This is a genomic window from Salmonella sp. SSDFZ69 (assembly GCF_004010755.1).
Taxonomy (GTDB): domain Bacteria; phylum Pseudomonadota; class Gammaproteobacteria; order Enterobacterales; family Enterobacteriaceae; genus Salmonella; species Salmonella enterica.
In genome coordinates, this window is the sequence record NZ_CP034831.1 from 895,980 (window position 1) to 915,825 (window position 19,846).

At 53.4% G+C, this 19,846-nt stretch carries 14 protein-coding genes and 2 tRNA genes; 10 read left to right on the forward strand and 6 right to left on the reverse strand.

The annotated features are described in order from the left end of the window. The first annotated feature begins 21 nt into the window (after positions 1–21). Genes ptrA through recD form a run of 3 tightly spaced genes read left to right on the forward strand, consistent with a single transcriptional unit; the run spans position 22 to position 8,280 of the window. Positions 22–2,910: a pitrilysin gene (ptrA, locus tag EOS98_RS04455; RefSeq protein WP_126523855.1), complete on the forward strand. Its 2,889-nt coding sequence runs from the start codon at positions 22–24 to the stop codon at positions 2,908–2,910. Next, positions 2,903–6,448, forward strand: a complete 3,546-nt coding sequence (recB, locus tag EOS98_RS04460; RefSeq protein ID WP_127821142.1) for an exodeoxyribonuclease V subunit beta — start codon at positions 2,903–2,905, stop codon at positions 6,446–6,448. Before ptrA ends, recB begins: the two co-directional genes overlap by 8 nt. Then, on the forward strand, positions 6,445–8,280 hold the full coding sequence (gene recD, locus EOS98_RS04465) for an exodeoxyribonuclease V subunit alpha (protein WP_126523857.1): 1,836 nt from the start codon (positions 6,445–6,447) through the stop codon (positions 8,278–8,280). The genes recB and recD overlap by 4 nt, the downstream gene beginning before the upstream one ends. A gap of 102 nt (positions 8,281–8,382) precedes the next feature. Here recD and argA read toward each other — a convergent pair whose 3' ends face one another. Continuing rightward, positions 8,383–9,714 carry an amino-acid N-acetyltransferase gene (gene argA, locus EOS98_RS04470; protein WP_000588965.1) on the reverse strand — a complete coding sequence of 444 codons (1,332 nt, stop codon included), beginning with the start codon at positions 9,712–9,714 and terminating at the stop codon, positions 8,383–8,385. A 232-nt stretch (positions 9,715–9,946) separates the two neighbouring features. Between argA and amiC the strand changes: the two genes are divergently transcribed. Beyond that, positions 9,947–11,200, forward strand: a complete 1,254-nt coding sequence (gene amiC, locus EOS98_RS04475; RefSeq protein WP_126523858.1) for an N-acetylmuramoyl-L-alanine amidase AmiC — start codon at positions 9,947–9,949, stop codon at positions 11,198–11,200. A gap of 109 nt (positions 11,201–11,309) precedes the next feature. Here the strand turns inward: amiC and EOS98_RS04480 are convergent. Continuing rightward, positions 11,310–11,386: transfer RNA gene (locus tag EOS98_RS04480), tRNA-Met, on the reverse strand. A gap of 29 nt (positions 11,387–11,415) precedes the next feature. Further along, positions 11,416–11,492 (reverse strand) — tRNA-Met (locus EOS98_RS04485). 207 nt (positions 11,493–11,699) lie between these two features. Between EOS98_RS04485 and mltA the strand changes: the two genes are divergently transcribed. Then, the gene (mltA, locus tag EOS98_RS04490) at positions 11,700–12,797 is read left to right on the forward strand and encodes a murein transglycosylase A (RefSeq protein ID WP_000678626.1); all 1,098 of its coding nucleotides are present in this window, start codon (positions 11,700–11,702) and stop codon (positions 12,795–12,797) included. Between the two features lie 109 nt (positions 12,798–12,906). After that, entirely contained in the window at positions 12,907–13,713 is an 807-nt protein-coding gene (tcdA, locus tag EOS98_RS04495; protein ID WP_000117748.1) for a tRNA cyclic N6-threonylcarbamoyladenosine(37) synthase TcdA, read from the forward strand. Positions 13,714–13,764: 51 nt separating this feature from the next. On the opposite strand, the gene rarD is transcribed toward tcdA, so the two are convergent. From rarD to csdA, 3 genes are all read right to left on the reverse strand, one after another. Beyond that, positions 13,765–14,652, reverse strand: a complete 888-nt coding sequence (rarD, locus tag EOS98_RS04500) for an EamA family transporter RarD (protein WP_077248417.1) — start codon at positions 14,650–14,652, stop codon at positions 13,765–13,767. 299 nt (positions 14,653–14,951) lie between these two features. Next, on the reverse strand, positions 14,952–15,395 hold the full coding sequence (gene csdE, locus EOS98_RS04505; RefSeq protein ID WP_000184199.1) for a cysteine desulfurase sulfur acceptor subunit CsdE: 444 nt from the start codon (positions 15,393–15,395) through the stop codon (positions 14,952–14,954). After that, on the reverse strand, positions 15,395–16,600 hold the full coding sequence (gene csdA, locus EOS98_RS04510; protein WP_126523859.1) for a cysteine desulfurase CsdA: 1,206 nt from the start codon (positions 16,598–16,600) through the stop codon (positions 15,395–15,397). The genes csdE and csdA overlap by 1 nt, the downstream gene beginning before the upstream one ends. 192 nt (positions 16,601–16,792) lie before the next feature. Between csdA and EOS98_RS04515 the strand changes: the two genes are divergently transcribed. The 4 genes from EOS98_RS04515 to rlmM all read left to right on the forward strand — a co-directional run bounded on the left by EOS98_RS04515 (position 16,793) and on the right by rlmM (position 19,791). Beyond that, a complete protein-coding gene (locus tag EOS98_RS04515) occupies positions 16,793–17,020 on the forward strand; it encodes a YgdI/YgdR family lipoprotein (RefSeq protein WP_000750393.1) in 228 nt (75 codons plus the stop codon). Between the two features lie 346 nt (positions 17,021–17,366). Further along, positions 17,367–18,284 carry a glycine cleavage system transcriptional regulator GcvA gene (gcvA, locus tag EOS98_RS04520; RefSeq protein ID WP_000044409.1) on the forward strand — a complete coding sequence of 306 codons (918 nt, stop codon included), beginning with the start codon at positions 17,367–17,369 and terminating at the stop codon, positions 18,282–18,284. Positions 18,285–18,302: 18 nt separating this feature from the next. After that, on the forward strand, positions 18,303–18,698 hold the full coding sequence (locus EOS98_RS04525; RefSeq protein ID WP_000203913.1) for a DUF423 domain-containing protein: 396 nt from the start codon (positions 18,303–18,305) through the stop codon (positions 18,696–18,698). After that, positions 18,691–19,791: a 23S rRNA (cytidine(2498)-2'-O)-methyltransferase RlmM gene (rlmM, locus tag EOS98_RS04530; RefSeq protein WP_017465992.1), complete on the forward strand. Its 1,101-nt coding sequence runs from the start codon at positions 18,691–18,693 to the stop codon at positions 19,789–19,791. Before EOS98_RS04525 ends, rlmM begins: the two co-directional genes overlap by 8 nt. The last annotated feature ends 55 nt before the right edge of the window (positions 19,792–19,846 follow it).

The following is a 19,846-nucleotide window of genomic DNA, read 5'->3' on the forward strand; positions in this document are numbered from 1 at the left end:
AGTTAATGATGAGGTCCGTGAATGCCCCGCAGCACCTGGTTCAAAGCGTTATTGTTATTGGTCGCCCTCTGGGGGCCTGCAGTTCAGGCGGATATCGGTTGGCAACCGCTGCAAGAAACTATCCGTAAAAGCGATAAAGATACCCGGCAGTATCAGGCGATACGTCTTGATAATGACATGGTGGTGTTGCTGGTATCCGATCCGCAGGCTGTAAAGTCTCTTTCAGCGTTAGTTGTGCCCGTTGGATCGCTTGAAGATCCTGAGGCTCATCAGGGGCTTGCTCATTATCTTGAGCATATGTGCCTGATGGGGTCAAAAAAATATCCGCAGGCGGATAGCCTTGCCGAATACCTTAAAAGACATGGCGGTAGCCACAACGCCAGCACCGCGCCTTATCGAACAGCCTTCTACCTGGAGGTTGAAAACGACGCGCTTCCAGGCGCCGTAGATCGCCTGGCCGACGCCATTGCCGCGCCATTGCTCGATAAAAAATACGCCGAACGCGAACGAAACGCGGTGAATGCCGAGCTGACGATGGCGCGCACCCGCGACGGTATGCGTATGGCGCAGGTAAGCGCCGAAACCATTAACCCGGCGCATCCAGGCTCGCACTTTTCTGGCGGCAATCTGGAAACGCTAAGCGATAAGCCGGGCAATCCGGTGCAACAGGCGTTGATCGCTTTTCATGAAAAATACTATTCATCTAATCTGATGAAGGCGGTGATTTACAGTAATAAACCCTTGCCGGAACTGGCGCGTATTGCCGCCGCAACTTATGGTCGCGTGCCGAATAAACAGATTAAAAAACCGGAAATTAACGTACCTGTCATCACCGAGGCGCAGAAGGGCATCATTATTCATTACGTGCCGGCGCTACCGCGTAAAGTGCTGCGCGTGGAGTTTCGTATTGATAACAATAGCGCGCAGTTCCGTAGCAAGACCGATGAACTGGTCTCTTATCTGATTGGCAATCGTAGCCCGGGGACGCTCTCTGACTGGCTGCAAAAACAAGGACTGGTCGAAGGTATTAGCGCGGATTCCGATCCGATTGTTAATGGTAACAGCGGCGTATTTGCCATTTCGGCAACGCTGACTGATAAAGGTTTGGCCAATCGTGATGAAGTCGTCGCAGCTATCTTTAGCTATCTCAATACGTTACGTGAAAAAGGGATAGATAAACGTTACTTTGACGAGCTGGCGCATGTGCTGGATCTCGACTTCCGCTATCCGTCGATTACCCGCGATATGGACTATGTCGAATGGCTGGCGGACACTATGATCCGCGTCCCGGTAGCGCATACGCTGGATGCGGCGAATATCGCCGATCGTTACGATCCTGCCGCTATCAAAAATCGCCTGGCGATGATGACGCCGCAGAATGCGCGCATCTGGTACATCAGTCCCCAGGAACCCCATAATAAGATTGCGTATTTTGTGGATGCGCCTTATCAGGTCGATAAGATTAGCGAACAGACGTTTAAAAACTGGCAGAAAAAAGCACAGGGCATTGCGTTGTCGCTGCCGGAGTTAAACCCCTATATTCCTGATGATTTCACGCTTGTGAAGAATGACAAAAACTACGTGCGGCCAGAACTGATTGTCGATAAAGCGGATTTGCGCGTGGTTTATGCGCCGAGTCGTTATTTCGCCAGCGAGCCAAAAGCTGACGTGAGCGTGGTATTGCGTAACCCGCAGGCGATGGACAGCGCCCGCAATCAGGTACTGTTCGCCCTTAATGATTATCTGGCGGGAATGGCGCTCGATCAGCTCAGCAACCAGGCGGCAGTGGGCGGCATTAGCTTTTCCACTAACGCCAACAATGGTCTGATGGTCACTGCGAACGGTTATACCCAGCGTTTGCCGCAGCTTTTCCTGGCGTTGCTGGAAGGATATTTTAGCTACGACGCCACGGAGGAACAGCTGGCGCAGGCGAAATCCTGGTATACGCAGATGATGGATTCTGCGGAGAAGGGAAAAGCCTACGAACAGGCGATTATGCCGGTGCAGATGATTTCGCAGGTGCCATATTTTTCCCGTGATGAACGTCGCGCTTTGCTGCCGTCCATTACGTTGAAAGAGGTGATGGCCTATCGTAATGCGTTAAAAACGGGCGCTCGTCCGGAATTTCTGGTTATAGGGAATATGAGCGAAGCCCAGGCGACCTCTCTGGCGCAAGATGTTCAAAAACAGCTCGCGGCGAACGGATCGGCGTGGTGTCGTAACAAAGACGTGGTGGTTGAGAAAAAGCAGTCCGTAATATTTGAAAAAGCGGGCAGTAGCACCGACTCCGCGTTAGCCGCGGTCTTTGTCCCGGTCGGCTACGACGAGTACGTCAGCGCCGCCTACAGCGCGATGTTAGGTCAGATTGTTCAACCGTGGTTTTACAATCAGCTACGAACCGAAGAGCAACTGGGATACGCTGTTTTCGCCTTTCCGATGAGCGTTGGCCGTCAGTGGGGAATGGGGTTCCTGCTACAGAGCAACGATAAACAGTCCTCTTACCTGTGGCAACGCTATCAGGCATTTTTCCCTGACGCCGAGGCGAAGCTGAGGGCGATGAAGCCGGAAGAGTTCGCCCAAATTCAGCAGGCGATCATTACGCAAATGCGTCAGGCGCCGCAAACGTTGGGCGAAGAAGCATCCCGTTTAAGCAAGGATTTCGATCGGGGTAATATGCGCTTTGACTCGCGTGATAAAATCATCGCTCAGATAAAATTGCTGACGCCACAAAAGCTTGCCGACTTCTTCCACCAGGCGGTGGTGGAACCACAAGGTATGGCAATATTGTCACAGATTGCCGGTAGCCAGAATGGAAAAGCAGAATACGTGCATCCGACAGGCTGGAAAGTGTGGGATAACGTCAGCGCATTGCAGCAAACGTTACCTCTAATGAGCGAAAAGAATGAATGATGTCGCCGAGACTCTTGATCCTCTACGCTTGCCCCTGACAGGCGAGCGTCTGATTGAAGCATCAGCGGGCACAGGCAAAACGTTTACTATCGCGGCGCTGTATCTGCGGTTATTGCTCGGTTTAGGCGGCAGTGCCGCATTTCCCCGTCCGTTGACCGTTGAAGAACTGCTGGTGGTAACCTTTACGGAGGCCGCCACTGAAGAGCTGCGTGGGCGAATCCGCAGTAATATCCATGAGTTGCGCATCGCCTGTCTGCGGGAAAGCACGGATAATCCGCTGTATGCCCGCTTGCTGGAAGAAATTAGCGACAAAAAGCAGGCCGCGCAGTGGTTATTACTGGCGGAACGACAAATGGACGAGGCCGCGGTCTTTACCATCCACGGTTTTTGCCAGCGTATGCTCAGCCTGAACGCTTTCGAATCCGGTATGTTGTTTGAGCAACAGCTTATTGAAGACGAATCTTTGTTGCGTTATCAGGCCTGCGCCGATTTCTGGCGGCGTCATTGCTATCCGCTGCCGCGCGACATCGCGCAGGTGGTGTTTGACGTGTGGAAGGGACCGAAGGCGCTCTTAAAAGATATCGATCGTTATCTGCAGGGCGAAGCGCCGGTCATTAAAGCGCCGCCATCGCAGGAGGAGACGCTGGCATCGCGTCATGAACAGATCCTGGCGCGCATCAACCAGGTGAAGCAGCAGTGGTGTGAGGCGGTTAGCGAGCTGGACGCGCTGATCGAATCATCCGGCATCGATCGCAGAAAATTCAACCGCGGCAATCAGGCGAAATGGATCGAAAAGATCACCGCGTGGGCGCAAGAAGAGACCAAAAATTATCAATTACCCGAGGCGTTGGGAAAATTTTCACAGCGTTTTTTAGCTGAGCGCACCAAAGCTGGCGGCGTGACGCCCCAGCACCCATTGTTTGTCGCCATCGATAACCTGTTGGGCGAACCGCTATCGATTAAAGATCTGGTTCTTACCCGAGCGTTATCAGAGATCCGTGAAACGGTGGCTCGGGAAAAACGCCGGCGCGGCGAGCTGGGGTTTGACGATATGCTCAGCCGTTTAGATACCGCGCTGCGTAGTGAAAGCGGCGAGGCGCTGGCTGCGGCGATTCGTACCCGTTTTCCGGTGGCGATGATCGATGAATTTCAGGATACCGACCCACAACAGTACCGTATTTTTCGCCGTATCTGGCGACATCAACCCGATACGGCGCTATTGCTGATTGGCGATCCTAAACAGGCGATTTATGCGTTTCGTGGCGCGGATATCTTTACCTACATGAAGGCTCGCAGCGAAGTGAGCGCGCACTATACCCTTGACACTAACTGGCGCTCCGCGCCGGGGATGGTGAATAGCGTTAACAAGCTGTTCAGTCAGATGAATGACGCCTTTATGTTCCGCGATATTCCCTTCAGTCCGGTAAAGTTTGCGCCCAGAAACCAGTCGCTGCAATTTAAAGTGAATGACGCGCCTCAACCGGCGATGACCCTGTGGCTAATGGAGGGGGAAAGCTGCGGTTCGGGCGATTATCAAAGTTATATGGCGCAGGTGTGCGCCACGCAAATTCGCGACTGGCTGCGTGCCGGGCAAACGGGCGACGCGCTGCTGACGAACGGCGATTCGTCGCGGCCCGTTCGCGCCTCGGATATTAGCGTGCTGGTGCGCAGCAGGCGGGAAGCCGCGCTGATACGGGATGCGCTGACCTTACTGGCGATCCCCTCCGTCTATCTTTCTAACCGCGACAGCGTATTCGAAACGCTCGAAGCGCAGGAGATGCTGTGGGTGTTGCAGGCGGTGATGGCGCCCGAACGTGAGAATACGCTGCGTAGCGCTCTGGCGACATCAATGATGGGCCTTACCGCGCTGGATATCGAAACGCTTAACAATGATGAAAATGCGTGGGATGCGGTTGTCGAAGAGTTTGATGGCTACCGACAGATTTGGCATAAACGCGGCGTGATGCCTATGCTGCGCGCGCTAATGTCGGCGCGCAATATTGCTGAAAACCTGCTGGCGACGGCGGGAGGCGAACGTCGGCTGACGGATATTCTGCATATTAGCGAACTGTTACAGGAAGCCGGTTCGCAGCTGGAAAGCGAACATGCGCTGGTGCGTTGGCTGGCGCAACATATCCTTGAACCCGATAGCAATGCTTCCAGCCAGCAACTACGTCTGGAAAGCGATAAGCATCTGGTGCAAATCGTCACCATTCATAAATCGAAAGGTCTGGAATACCCGCTGGTCTGGTTACCTTTTATCACCCATTTCCGCGTGCAGGACCAGGCTTTTTATCACGACAGGCACTCCTACGAGGCGGTGCTGGACCTTAGTCACGCCGAAGAGAGCATAGCACTGGCGGAAGCCGAACGCCTGGCGGAAGACCTGCGCCTACTTTATGTCGCGCTGACCCGTGCAGTGTGGCATTGCAGCCTCGGCGTCGCGCCGCTGGTGCGGCGTCGTAGCGATAAGAAAGGCGAGACGGATGTGCACCAAAGCGCGCTTGGGCGACTCCTGCAAAAAGGCGAACCGATGGATGCCGCAGGCCTTCGCGCCTGTATTGAGGCGCTATGCGACGAGGATATCGTGTGTCGAACGCCAGGCAATACGGATAACGACCGCTGGCAAATTGCCGCTGCATCGCACGCGGAACTCAGCGCCAGAACGCTGCAACGTTTGCTTTATGATAGCTGGCGCGTCACCAGTTATTCCGGTTTGCAGCAGCGGGGACATAGCGTGGCGCAAGATCTTATTCCTCGTCTCGACATTGACGCCGCAGGCGTTGGCGAAGCGGCGGAAGCGCCGGCAATGACGCCGCATCACTTTCCTCGCGGGGCATCGCCGGGAACATTTTTGCACAGCCTGTTTGAAGAGCTTGATTTTACTCAACCGATAAACCCCCAATGGGTACAGGAAAAACTAGAGCTGAGTGGTTTTGAGACGCGATGGGAGCCCGTACTTACCCGCTGGCTGGACACCGTGTTGCACGTTCCCCTTAACGAGACGGGCGTTAGTCTGAGCGTGCTGACCGAGCGTGAAAAACAGGTCGAAATGGAGTTTTATCTGCCGATTGCCCAGCCGCTTACCGCCGGAGAGCTGGATGCGTTGATTCGTCGATACGACCCGCTTTCAGCAGGTTGCCCTGCGCTGGATTTCATGCAGGTTCGCGGCATGTTAAAGGGCTTTATCGACCTGGTGTTCCGTTATGAGGGGCGCTATTACCTGCTCGACTATAAATCTAACTGGCTGGGCGAGGATAGCGCCGCTTATACCCAGACGGCGATGGCTGCGGCGATGCAGGCGCATCGCTATGATTTACAGTACCAGCTTTATACGTTGGCATTGCACCGTTACCTTCGTCATCGAATGGCGAATTACGACTATGAACGCCATTTCGGCGGCGTCATCTATCTCTTTTTACGCGGGGTGGATAGCGAACGTCCGCAGCAGGGTATTTTTACCACTCGTCCTGCGGCGGCGTTAATTAACCAACTGGATGATATGTTTGCAGGTGAAATGAGTGAGGAGGCGCAATGACAATCCAGGAGCGGTTGCTGGAGGCCGTTGGACAAAAACTATTACGGCCCATTGATGCCCAGTTTGCTTTAACCGTCGCCGGTAACGACGATCCCGCCGTGACGCTGGCGGCAGCGCTGCTTAGTCATGACGCAGGTGAAGGTCACGTGTGTCTGCCGTTGTCGCGTTTAACGTTAACGGAGGAGGCGCATCCCTTACTGGTCGCCTGGATAAGCGAAACGGCTACGCTAATCGACTGGAAAAAGCGGTTACTGGCGTCTGCGGCGGTTAGCTGCGGCGATAGCCCCGCGCCGTTAATTCTGTGCGGAGATCGCCTCTACCTGAATCGCATGTGGTGCAACGAGCGTACGGTTGCGCGCTTTTTTAACGAAGTTAACCAGGCCATCGCCGTAGATGAAGATCAGTTATCCCGTATTCTGGACGCGCTATTCCCTCCGACAGACGAGGTGAACTGGCAAAAGGTGGCCGCCGCCGTAGCGCTAACTCGCCGTATCTCCGTGATTTCAGGCGGTCCCGGCACCGGTAAAACCACCACCGTCGCGAAGTTGCTGGCGGCATTAATTCAAATGGCGGATGGCGAACGTTGCCGTATCCGGCTGGCGGCGCCGACCGGGAAAGCGGCCGCACGCCTGACGGAGTCGCTCGGCGCGGCGTTGCGTCAGCTTCCTCTTACCGATGCGCAGAAAAAGCGTATACCGGAGGACGCCAGTACGCTGCACCGACTGCTGGGCGCACAGCCCGGCAGCCAGCGATTACGCCATCATGCGGGCAACCCGTTGCATCTGGACGTGCTGGTGGTCGATGAAGCATCAATGATTGATTTGCCGATGATGTCACGTTTGATTGACGCTCTGCCGCCGCACGGGCGGGTCATTTTTCTTGGCGATCGCGATCAGTTGGCATCCGTTGAGGCGGGCGCTGTGTTGGGCGATATTTGCGCCTATGTCAACGCAGGGTTTACGGCGGAACGCGCCCGACAGCTAAGTCGACTCACAGGGAGCGCCATTCCGGCGGGGGCCGGAACGCAAGCCGCGTCTTTACGCGATAGCCTCTGTTTGTTGCAAAAGAGCTACCGTTTCGGCAGCGATTCTGGCATCGGCAAGCTGGCGGCGGCGATTAACTGCGGCGACAGGTCGGCAATCCAGGCTGTTTTTCAGCAGGGGTTTAGCGATATAGAGAAGCGTACATTGCAAAGCAGCGACGATTATGCCGGGATGCTGGATGAAGCGCTGGCGGGCTATGGGCGCTACCTGCGGTTGCTGCATGAGAAAGCGACGCCGGAGGCAATCCTTCAGGCTTTCAATGAGTATCAACTGCTTTGCGCGCTGCGTGAAGGCCCATTTGGCGTGAGGGGACTGAATGACCGCATTGAGCAGGCGATGGTGCAGCAACGAAAAATTCAGCGGCACCCGCACTCTCGCTGGTATGAAGGGCGTCCGGTAATGATTGCGCGCAACGATAGCGCGTTGGGGCTATTTAACGGCGATATTGGTATTGCGCTCGATCGCGGGCAGGGGTTACGCGTCTGGTTTGTGATGCCGGACGGCACGATCAAGTCCGTTCAGCCCAGCCGTCTGCCGGAACATGATACAACCTGGGCGATGACGGTACATAAATCACAGGGGTCTGAATTTGATCACGCCGCGCTGATTTTACCCAGCCAGCGTTCGCCGGTCGTGACGCGGGAGCTGGTGTATACCGCTGTTACGCGGGCGCGGCGGCGGTTATCGCTGTATGCCGATGAACGGATCCTGGCAGGCGCGATTGTGACGCGTACGGAACGGCGCAGCGGGTTAGCCACCTTATTTGATGAAGTCAGTCGTACCGGATAAGACGAGTTCTCGCCGGATGGCGACGCGTAGCGTCTTATCCGGCCTCCAAATGATGCTTTCGAGCGTAGGCCTGATAAGCGCAGCGCCATCAGGCCCACCTTGTTATCCTAAATCCGCCATCAGCACCTTTGAACGTCGCTGATAGTTATACATTTTTTTCTTGCTCTCAGGCAGTAACTCAATATCGACAGGCGTAAAACCGCGCTCCTGGAACCAGTGAATACTGCGCGTCGTCAGCACAAACAATTTACTCAGCCCCATTTGCCGCGCCTGGGCGGCAACCCGCTCCAGAAGCACTTCTCCACGCGATGAGCTGCGGTAATCCGGATGTACCGCTACGCAGGCCATTTCGCCTATTTTCTCTTCCACAAAAGGATACAGCGCCGCGCAGGCGATAGTCATATTATCGCGCTGAATAATGGTAAATTTATCGATCTCCATCTCCAGTTGTTCACGGGAACGGCGTACCAGAATGCCCTGCTGTTCCAGTGGGCGGATAAGCTCCAGAATACCGCCAATATCGTTGATGGTGGCGCGGCGGATCTGCTCGGCGCTCTCCATGACGATCTGCGTACCGATACCGTCACGCGAGAACAGTTCCTGTAATAGCGAGCCATCTTCCTGATAGCTGATCAGATGGCAACGACGAACGCCGCTACGACAGGCTTTTACCGCGCCGCGCAAAAAACGTACGGTTCCGGAGTTGTAGTCGCCCTGCGCTTCCAACTCTTCCACCCGCGCCTGCGCTTCATTCGGGAAGAGTTCAGAAATGATGCCGCCCTCGCTATTGGTAACGCCCTGAGAAGAACAGAAACCGATCATTTTTTCCGCTTTCAGTTTAACGGCGAGTTGAGTGGCAATCTCTTCTGAGGTCAGATTAAAACTTTCGCCGGTCACTGAGACGGCGACCGGCCCCATCAGAACGATCGCGCCGTTATCCAACTGGCGGTTGATCGCATCTTCATCAATGCGCCGGATACGGCCGCTATGACAGTAGTCCACGCCATCATCAACGCCCAGCGGCTGCGCAATGGTGAAATTGCCGCTGACGACATTAATGTGCGCGCCCTGCAACGGCGTATTGTTCAGACTCATCGACAGACGGGCGGTAATATCAAGCTGGAGTAAACCGGCGGCCTGTTTCACCAGCTCCAGTGCTTTGGCGTCCGTCACCCGCGTGTTTTTGTGGTAAATCGGTTCATGATGATGCGCGGCCAGATTGGCGTCGATTTGCGGTCGCGCGCCATACACCACGACAAGGCGAATACCGAGGCTATGCAGTAGCCCGATATCGCTAACGATGCTGGAAAAATTGTCATGCTCAATGGCTTCGCCGCCGAGCATAATGACAAAGGTTTTTCCGCGATGGGTGTTGATATAGGGAACTGAATGGCGAAACCCTTCTACCAGTTCGGTTTTACGTTCCTTTATCATTGCGCGCCCCACTAGTGAATTATTATTCGAAATTAGTGTATTTTTATTCTGTTTTTGCCCACTGTGCAAGCGTAAATTTTATGCGGTCCGATCGCTTTTCTTAGTAATGCCGTGAATATAAAAAGAATGTTTACCCTTTTATAGATGACAGATTATGCGTCATTCGCTAAAGTTTCCGGTCAATTTGGATGAACTTTGTATGATCTCTATTTAGTTTTTGCTCGGGAGAAGCATGTCGGGAGCCAATTCAGCAATCAGCCGTCGCCGTTTACTACAAGGCGCGGGCGCCATGTGGCTATTAAGCGTGAGCCAGGTCGGGCTGGCTGCCGTAAGCCAGGTCGTTGCGGTGCGTATCTGGCCTGCGTCCAGCTATACCCGCGTCACGGTAGAGTCGAATCGTCTGCTGAAATATAAACAATTTGCCTTAAGTAACCCGGACCGCGTGGTGGTAGATATTGAGGATGTGAATCTGAACTCGGTGCTTAAAGGCATTGGCGCGCAGATTCGCAGCGACGATCCGTATATCAAATCCGCAAGGGTAGGGCAGTTTGATCCTAAGACTGTGCGTATGGTCTTTGAGCTAAAACAAAACGTGAAGCCGCAGCTATTTGCGCTGGCGCCTGTGGCAGGCTTTAAAGAACGTCTGGTGATGGATCTTTATCCTGCCAATGCGCAGGATATGCAGGATCCGCTGCTGGCGCTGCTGGAAGACTACAATAAAGGCGATCTGGATAAGCAGGTGCCGCCTTCGCAAAGCGGGCCGCAGCCCGGTAAAGCGGGGCGCGATCGTCCCATTGTCATTATGCTTGATCCGGGACACGGCGGCGAAGACCCCGGCGCGATAGGCAAATACAAAACGCGTGAAAAAGACGTGGTGCTCCAGATAGCCCGCCGCCTGCGCACGTTGATCGAAAAAGAAGGCAACATGAAGGTCTATATGACGCGCAATGAAGACATCTTCATTCCGTTAAAAGTCCGGGTGGCGAAAGCGCAGAAACAGCGCGCCGACCTGTTTGTCTCTATTCATGCGGATGCCTTCACCAGCCGGCAGCCTAGCGGTTCATCCGTATTCGCGCTATCGACCAAAGGCGCCACCAGTACCGCGGCGAAATATCTGGCGCAAACGCAGAACGCCTCGGACTTAATTGGCGGCGTGAGCAAAAGCGGTGACCGTTATGTCGACCATACGATGTTCGATATGGTGCAATCGCTGACCATTGCCGATAGTTTGAAATTCGGTAAAGCGGTGTTGAAGCAGCTTGGTAAAATTAATGACCTGCATAAAAACAAGGTCGAGCAGGCGGGGTTTGCGGTGTTAAAGGCGCCCGATATTCCGTCTATTCTGGTCGAGACGGCGTTTATCAGTAACATTGAAGAAGAACGCAAGCTCAAGACCGCGACGTTCCAGCAACAGGTCGCAGAGTCGATTCTGGCGGGCATTAAAGCGTATTTTGCCGATGGGGCGACGCTGGCGAGAAGAAGTTAACCTGAGATGACGGCGAGTTTATTGCGCGGGTAAGTAGGATGCTGCCCGCATTGTCGTTGCGGACCAGACGACAGATACAAAAAAACACCCGTAAGGGTGTTCATTAAGTTGGTTGCGGGGGCCGGATTTGAACCGACGACCTTCGGGTTATGAGCCCGACGAGCTACCAGGCTGCTCCACCCCGCGTCCGTCTAAACTTGCATTCTCATTGTAATTGGTTGCGGGGGCCGGATTTGAACCGACGACCTTCGGGTTATGAGCCCGACGAGCTACCAGGCTGCTCCACCCCGCGTCCGTGGATGCGCACTATACTCCGCTGAGCTTTTGTTGCAACCCTTTTTTCATATAAATCGCTAATTTCTCATGAATTGCGCAAATACACCGCAGATAGCGCGATTTTTAAACGAATTTACATAATGAGATCGCGATCGCATTTCATTACTTCGGACGGTTTGTTATCTTCACCGGGCACTTTCGATTACGCAGAAGACGAGACACCATGAAAGGACGTTGGGCAAAATATGTGGCGACAGGCGTAATGCTGGCAATGCTGGCTGCCTGTTCATCAAAACCGACCGATCGCGGTCAGCAATATAAGGACGGGAAATTTACCCAGCCCTTCTCCCTGGTAAACCAGCCGGACGCGGTGGGCGCGCCGATTAATGCTGGAGACTTTGCCGAGCAGGTCAACCAGATCCGTTCCGCGTCGCCGCGTTTATACACCAATCAAAGCAACGTCTATAACGCTGTCCAGAACTGGTTACGTTCCGGAGGCGATACGCGTACTATGCGTCAGTTTGGTATCGATGCCTGGCAGATGGAAGGCACCGACAACTACGGTAACGTCCAGTTCACGGGCTACTATACGCCCGTCGTTCAGGCTCGCCATACGCGCCAGGGCGCGTTCCAGTACCCTATCTATAGTATGCCGCCAAAACGCGGGCGCTTACCATCCCGCGCCCAGATCTACGCAGGCGCGCTGAGCGATAAGTACATCCTGGCCTGGAGTAATTCGCTGATGGATAACTTTATTATGGATGTCCAGGGCAGCGGCTATATTGATTTCGGTGACGGTAGTCCACTGAACTTCTTTAGTTATGCCGGTAAAAACGGCTGGCCTTATCGCAGTATTGGTAAAGTGCTTATCGATCGCGGTGAAGTGAAAAAAGAAGATATGTCGATGCAGGCTATACGCGAATGGGGAGAGAAGCACAGCGAAGCGGAAGTGCGTGAATTACTGGAGCAGAACCCGTCGTTCGTCTTCTTTAAGCCGCAATCTTTTGCGCCGGTCAAAGGCGCCAGCGCTGTACCGCTGATTGGGCGAGCATCCGTCGCCTCCGACCGCAGCATCATTCCGCCTGGCACGACCTTGTTGGCGGAAGTACCGTTGCTGGATAACAACGGTAAATTTAGCGGTCAGTATGAGCTACGTTTGATGGTCGCGCTGGATGTCGGCGGAGCGATTAAAGGCCAGCACTTTGATATTTACCAGGGGATCGGCCCGGATGCCGGGCATCGTGCCGGATGGTATAATCACTATGGTCGCGTCTGGGTGTTAAAAAGCGCGCCGGGCGCCGGTAACGTGTTTAGCGGCTGATTGTGGTATTCTGCGACAACCGGATTGCCCGATAACGCGATCGCTATCGGGCCTGAAAATAGTGAGCAGGGGTGAGGAATAACCTCACCTTTTTTTATTCTGAGGTCATATGTCAGTGGTGATAAGTGATGCCTGGCGCCAACGCTTTGGCGGCACCGCGCGTCTGTACGGTGAAAAAGCGCTGCAGCGGTTTGCTGAGGCGCATATCTGCGTCGTGGGAATCGGCGGGGTGGGATCATGGGCGGCAGAGGCGCTGGCGCGTACGGGCATCGGCGCGATTACGCTGATTGATATGGACGATGTCTGCGTGACCAATACGAACCGTCAGATCCATGCGTTGCGTGATAACGTCGGGTTGGCGAAAGCGGAAGTGATGGCCGAACGGATTCGGCAAATTAACCCGGAGTGCCGGGTAACGGTTATCGATGATTTCATCACGCCGGATAACGTGGCGGGTTATATGAACGCGGGTTTTACCTATGTCATTGACGCCATTGACAGCGTTCGTCCAAAAGCCGCGCTGATTGCGTACTGTCGCCGATATAAGGTTCCTTTAGTGACCACTGGCGGCGCGGGCGGGCAGATCGATCCGACGCAAATCCAGGTCGCTGATTTGGCGAAAACCATCCAGGATCCGCTGGCGGCAAAACTGCGTGAGAGATTGAAACATAATTTTGGCGTAGTGAAGAACAGTAAAGGTAAGCTGGGCGTGGACTGCGTTTTTTCCACTGAAGCGCTGGTTTACCCACAGGCGGACGGTTCCGTATGCGCGATGAAAGCTACCGCAGAAGGGCCAAAACGGATGGATTGCGCCTCTGGCTTCGGCGCGGCGACGATGGTGACGGCAACGTTCGGTTTTGTCGCCGTTTCCCATGCGCTGAAGAAGATCATGGCTAAAGCGGCGCGACAAGAATAAAAGGACGGGGCGGAGTGTCACGCAGACGCGTATCCGGCCCTGCGCCCTTTGTTAGCGAAAGAAGCGCTGTACCCTGCCGAACACCGGTTTCAGACGGGCGCGAAGATAATGGGAATATAAATTTTCAGATATGCATAGAAACAACCCGAACCATACTGCACAAAAGCAGAGCAGTTCCGCGTAATTAATGTGCTCGCCAAATATCATAATGGCAAGTAAGAACTGTAAAGACGGCTCTATATATTGCGCCAGTCCGGTGACAATCAACGAGGTGTGATTTAACGCGATGGCAAATAATACCAGTGGAATGATCGTCACTGGCGCCGTCATGACATACAAAAAGAAAGGAGTATTAGCGGATATAATTGGTCCGCTATCGCTAAAGAGAAAGATTAATAGTGAGACAGGCAATGCCCATAATGTTTCAATCGTTATCGATGTCATCACATCATAATGTATAAACTTTCGCGCCAGGCCATATAGCGCAAATGATAATCCCATAGTTAGCGCCAGCGCCGGGAAATGCCGTAGCATGATAATTTGAAAAGTCAGGCCACAGACACCAGAAAAAACGGCGATGGCCTGAAACAACGACAGTTTTTCTTTAAGAAAAATGCATCCCAGCGCAATAACAAATAGCGGGTTGATAAAATAGCCGAGGCTGGCATCAAGTACCAGATGATGGGTTAGCGCATAAATAAAAGATGACCATGAGACAATCATCAAAAGTCCGGCGATCATGCAGAAGAAAAAAGATTTTTTATCTTTCCAGGCATCATGAAATCGCGTTCGCTGCCGAAATAACAATCTTACTGCCAGTAATAATGGAATTGACCAGAACACCCGGTATATCAATATTTGTGCGAGATTTCCCCCTGATAAATATTGATAATATAAAGGTGTTAACCCCCATAATATAAATGCCAGCACCACAAACATGGTACCGCTACGCAGATATTTTTCCACTTATCCATATCCTGTTATAACTTCACCCGATGCGTATGAATTTTCCAGTTCACCTGCTACGCTACATCGAGTGGCTTTATTTACTCTAAAATCTTCACGCCGTTTTAACATGGATTCTAACATTGTAATTTCATTGTGATAGCTGATAAAAATCAAAAGAATGTTTATCAGGGAAATCTGACGCCGAAACTAATAAAGTGACTGGATTATTTTATCTGCATCGCCTGACCGCCGCGGACGGCGCTGTCAGGCGACAGAATATTTACGCTATTTCAACGCTTATGCGTTGCGGCAACAATCGCTTCGCTCAGCGCGTTCAGCCCCTGACTACGTGAGGCGCTAAGCTGGGCGCGTAAACCCAGCTCATCAAACAGCGCCAGCGGTGAACGAGCCTGTAATTCGGCGGCGTTTTTTCCTTCCACTGCGGTGAGCAATACCGCCAGCAGGCCGCGGACAATCCGCCCCTCACTGTCGCCGAAAAAGTGCATCGTTCCGTTATCTGATCGGGTAAAGCCCAGCCAGACGCGGTTCTCGCAGCCGGCTATCTCTTTCGCCTGCGCTTTGCATTCATCCGGCAGAGCGGGGAGCTGTTTTCCTAACAGAATCAACTGACGATATTTATCCTCCCACTGGGTCAGCGGGAGAAAGATAGCGCGTAACGTCTCTTCCGTTACCGTTGTGCCGAACGGGTGTCCGGTATAAAGAGGGTTTGTCATTAATCCACCATCAGTTCCAGCGCGCGGTCAACGGCGTTAACCAACGCATCCACATCATGTTGGGTATTATACGGCGCAAAAGAGGCGCGCAGAGTCCCTGTGACGCCAAGTTCCGCCAGCAATGGCTGGGCGCAATGTTGCCCGGCCCGGAGCGCAATACCGTATTCCGCCAGCAGCGTCACCATATCGCCATGGTGCACGCCGACAAAATCAAAGGCCAGCAGGCTGGAGTCCTGGCAGCGGAACGAACGAAAGCCCGGACGTTTCGCCAGTGCGTCTTCCGCCAGCGTCGCCAGCCCGCGGCTCCAGTTTTCGGCCTGTTCAATATCGATATCGGACAGCCATTCCAGCGCAGCGCTCAGGCCGATGACCCCGGCGACGTTCGGCGTCCCCGCTTCCAGTTTCCAGGGAGCGCTTTGAGTGGTGAAGCCTTCAAAGCTAACGTCACGGATCATCTTGCCGCCGCCGAGCCAGGGCGACATCGCCTCAAGAAGCTCCGGCTTACCGTACAGCACGCCGATACCGGTCGGGCCATACAGTTTGTGAGCGGAAAAAGCATAAAAATCGATATCAAGCTGCTGGACATCCGCCGGGAAGTGTACAGCGCCTTGCGCGCCATCTACCATCACGACCATTCCCGCCGCGTGAGCGGCGCTGATAGCGCCTGTGAGATCCGGACAGCCGCCCGTTACGTTCGACATTTGCCCCAGCGCCAGTATCCGGCTGCGCGACGTGATCAGTTCCGGCAGACGCTCAACATCAGGAAGACGTCGGTCATTAAGCGGCAGTTTTATGACCTGCGCGCCGGTTTGTTGCGCCACCATCAGCCAGGGCACAAGGTTGGCGTGATGCTCGGCGACGCTAACGATAATTTCATCGCCGGGGCGCAGACGAGGACGGGCGTAACACTGCGCCACCATGTTGATCGCTTCGGTGGTGCCGCGTGTCCAGACGATACTTTTTTCATCGGGCGCGTTTAACAGCCGCGCTGCTTTTGCTCTGGCCGCTTCATATTGCGCCGTCAGGCGCTGCGCCTGCGCAAACTGGCTACGATGAACGTTACCGGCGCTCAAACAATAAAACTGGTGCGTGGCGTCAATGACTGCCTGTGGCTTTAATGCCGTGGCGGCGCTATCGAGATAAACACCCGCATCGGCTAGCGCGGGAAACTGCGCGCGAAACTGCGTGGGATTAAAAGCGTTCATGATATTCCTCGGTTCAGTTTACCGATCGTGGCGTAAAAGCGCGGCTGATACAAGGTTTGTCCTAACCATCGGAATCGTCTGTATATCCTGGCGAATTATGTAAAGGAGGTTATGCTGAATAATGTTAGGCGAATGTTTAAGCCTGTTACGGAGTCCGCTTTAAATAGCACAAACAGCTTTAAGGAGAAGAAGATGAAAAAGACTGCCGCAATTATCTCTGCATGTATGCTGACTTTTGCCCTGAGCGCCTGTTCCGGTCCTAATTACGTTATGCACACCAATGATGGACGTAGCATTGTGACCGACGGTAAACCCCAGACCGATAACGATACCGGTATGATTTCGTATAAAGACGCTAATGGCAACAAACAGCAGATCAATCGTACTGACGTGAAAGAGATGGTGGCTCTGGAAAACTAACCGTTTGTTATACAAAAAAAAGCACCGCAATATGGCGGTGCTACATTAATCACTATGGACAGACAGGGTAAATGTACAGGAAGTGAAAAAGGGTAGTCTCGCTACCGTGGTCTGAATCGCAGACCAATTGCAAACACAACAACACAACATCACAACCGTAAGCCAAAAGCCCATCAGAACACGCATTCCGATAAAACTTTTCGTTCCGGCTCAGGAAGTGCCGCCACTATAGGTATTTGCTGGTAGAACCTCAACGGACAATTTATAATGTCTCAGATTAAAAAAACTAATAGGTTACATGTTGTTACCTATTTGTTAAATTCATTCGACATTAAGTCCAGAGGCCATGTCAAAACGATTACCTCCTTTAAATGCGTTACGTGTTTTTGATGCTGCCGCGCGCCATTTGAGCTTTACGCGAGCAGCGGAAGAACTTTTTGTGACGCAGGCCGCAGTAAGCCACCAAATTAAGTCACTTGAGGATTTTTTGGGGCTAAAACTGTTCCGCCGCCGCAATCGTTCGCTGTTGTTGACGGAAGAAGGCCAAAGCTATTTTCTCGACATTAAAGAGATATTTTCCCAGCTCACGGAAGCAACGCGTAAGCTCCAGGCGCGCAGTGCCAAAGGGGCGCTGACGGTGAGTTTACCGCCCAGTTTTGCCATCCAGTGGCTGGTGCCCAGACTCTCCAGCTTTAACTCAGCTTATCCGGGAATTGACGTTCGGATACAAGCCGTTGACCGTCAGGAAGATAAACTGGCAGACGATGTCGATGTCGCGATTTTTTATGGCCGGGGAAACTGGCCGGGCTTGCGCGTCGAAAAATTATACGCAGAATATTTACTGCCCGTCTGTTCTCCTTTATTACTCACAGGCGAAAAACCGTTAAAAACGCCGGAAGATCTGGCGAAACACACGTTATTGCACGATGCCTCCCGGCGTGACTGGCAGGCCTATACTCGTCAGTTAGGGCTCAACCATATTAACGTTCAGCAAGGGCCGATATTTAGCCACAGCGCGATGGTGCTACAGGCCGCTATTCACGGACAGGGGATCGCGCTGGCGAATAATGTTATGGCGCAGTCTGAAATTGAAGCCGGGCGACTGGTGTGTCCATTTAACGATGTTCTGGTGAGTAAGAATGCTTTTTATCTGGTTTGTCATGACAGCCAGGCAGAACTGGGTAAAATAGCCGCCTTCCGTCAGTGGATTTTGGCGAAGGCGGCGACGGAGCAAGAAAAATTCCGTTTTCGTTACGAACAATAATTAACTTAGGGTATGACCATGACCAGCCGTTTTATGCTGATTGTCGCCGCTATCAGCGGTTTTATTTACGTTGCTCTGGGCGCGTTCGGGGCGCATGTTTTGAGTAAAACCCTGGGCGTGGTTGAAATGGGCTGGATTCAGACCGGCCTGCAATATCAGGCGTTCCATACGCTGGCGATCTTTGGCCTGGCGGTGGCGATGCAGCGCCGTATCAGCATCTGGTTTTACTGGAGCAGCGTTTTTCTGGCGCTGGGCACGGTGCTGTTTAGCGGCAGTCTGTACTGCCTTGCGCTTTCGCATCTGCGCCTGTGGGCGTATATCACGCCTGTCGGCGGCGTCAGTTTCCTGGTGGGCTGGGCGCTATTACTGATTGGCGCCATTCGTATGAAACGTAAGGGCGCGAGCCATGAATAAAGTTGTATTGCTCTGCCGTCCGGGGTTTGAAAAAGAGTGCGCTGCAGAAATTACCGATAAAGCGGGAAAACGGGAAATATTTGGTTTTGCACGCGTAAAAGAGAACGCAGGCTATGTCATTTATGAATGCTACCAGCCGGAAGATGGCGAAAAGCTGATTTCAGAGCTGCCGTTCAGTTCGCTGATTTTCGCCCGCCAGTGGTTTGTGGTGGGTGAACTGCTGCAACATTTACCGCCGGAAGACAGAATTACGCCGATTGTCGGCATGTTGCAGGGCGTAGTGGAAAAGGGCGGCGAGCTGCGGGTTGAAGTCGCCGACACCAATGAAAGTAAAGAACTGATGAAGTTCTGCCGCAAATTTACGGTGCCGCTGCGCGCGGCTTTGCGTGATGCGGGCGTATTGACGAATTATGAAACGCCGAAGCGTCCGGTCGTTCATGTCTTTTTTATCGCGCCAGGATGCTGCTATACCGGCTATTCGTTCACACATAACAATTCACCGTTTTATATGGGCATCCCGCGTTTGAAGTTTCCGTCTGATGCGCCGAGCCGCTCAACGCTGAAACTGGAAGAGGCGCTCCACGTTTTCATCCCGGAAGATGAGTGGGATGAACGTCTGGCGAACGGCATGTATGCGGTGGATTTGGGCGCCTGTCCCGGCGGATGGACGTACCAGTTAGTGAAGCGCAATATGTGGGTCTACTCCGTAGATAACGGCCCGATGGCGCAAAGCCTGATGGACACCGGACAGGTGACATGGTTGCGTGAGGATGGCTTTAGGTACCGTCCGAACCGGAATAATATTTCATGGATGGTCTGCGATATGGTGGAGAAGCCGGCCAAAGTCACCGCATTAATGGCGCAGTGGCTGGTGAACGGCTGGTGCCGGGAGACGATTTTTAACCTTAAACTGCCGATGAAAAAACGCTATGAAGAGGTGTCGCATAACCTGGCGTATCTTCAGGCGCAGTTGGATGAGCATGGCGTTAATGCGCAGATCCAGGCGCGTCAGCTTTATCACGATCGCGAAGAAGTGACGGTGCACGTGCGTCGGTTGTGGGCGGCTGTTGGTGGGCGTCGCGACGAGCGATAAAAACGCGCTGCCGTCATCCGGCGCGTCATCAGCGCCGGATGACGCACGCTTATCC

What these genes read in the sequence shown, in the direction of transcription:
- ptrA (WP_126523855.1), top strand. Translation starts at nt 22, where the DNA reads ATGCCCCGCAGCACCTGGTTCAAAGCGTTATTGTTATTGGTCGCCCTC.
- recB (WP_127821142.1), top strand. Translation starts at nt 2,903, where the DNA reads ATGAATGATGTCGCCGAGACTCTTGATCCTCTACGCTTGCCCCTGACA.
- recD (WP_126523857.1), top strand. Translation starts at nt 6,445, where the DNA reads ATGACAATCCAGGAGCGGTTGCTGGAGGCCGTTGGACAAAAACTATTA.
- argA (WP_000588965.1), bottom strand. Translation starts at nt 9,714, where the DNA reads ATGATAAAGGAACGTAAAACCGAACTGGTAGAAGGGTTTCGCCATTCA.
- amiC (WP_126523858.1), top strand. Translation starts at nt 9,947, where the DNA reads ATGTCGGGAGCCAATTCAGCAATCAGCCGTCGCCGTTTACTACAAGGC.
- mltA (WP_000678626.1), top strand. Translation starts at nt 11,700, where the DNA reads ATGAAAGGACGTTGGGCAAAATATGTGGCGACAGGCGTAATGCTGGCA.
- tcdA (WP_000117748.1), top strand. Translation starts at nt 12,907, where the DNA reads ATGTCAGTGGTGATAAGTGATGCCTGGCGCCAACGCTTTGGCGGCACC.
- rarD (WP_077248417.1), bottom strand. Translation starts at nt 14,652, where the DNA reads ATGTTTGTGGTGCTGGCATTTATATTATGGGGGTTAACACCTTTATAT.
- csdE (WP_000184199.1), bottom strand. Translation starts at nt 15,395, where the DNA reads ATGACAAACCCTCTTTATACCGGACACCCGTTCGGCACAACGGTAACG.
- csdA (WP_126523859.1), bottom strand. Translation starts at nt 16,600, where the DNA reads ATGAACGCTTTTAATCCCACGCAGTTTCGCGCGCAGTTTCCCGCGCTA.
- EOS98_RS04515 (WP_000750393.1), top strand. Translation starts at nt 16,793, where the DNA reads ATGAAAAAGACTGCCGCAATTATCTCTGCATGTATGCTGACTTTTGCC.
- gcvA (WP_000044409.1), top strand. Translation starts at nt 17,367, where the DNA reads ATGTCAAAACGATTACCTCCTTTAAATGCGTTACGTGTTTTTGATGCT.
- EOS98_RS04525 (WP_000203913.1), top strand. Translation starts at nt 18,303, where the DNA reads ATGACCAGCCGTTTTATGCTGATTGTCGCCGCTATCAGCGGTTTTATT.
- rlmM (WP_017465992.1), top strand. Translation starts at nt 18,691, where the DNA reads ATGAATAAAGTTGTATTGCTCTGCCGTCCGGGGTTTGAAAAAGAGTGC.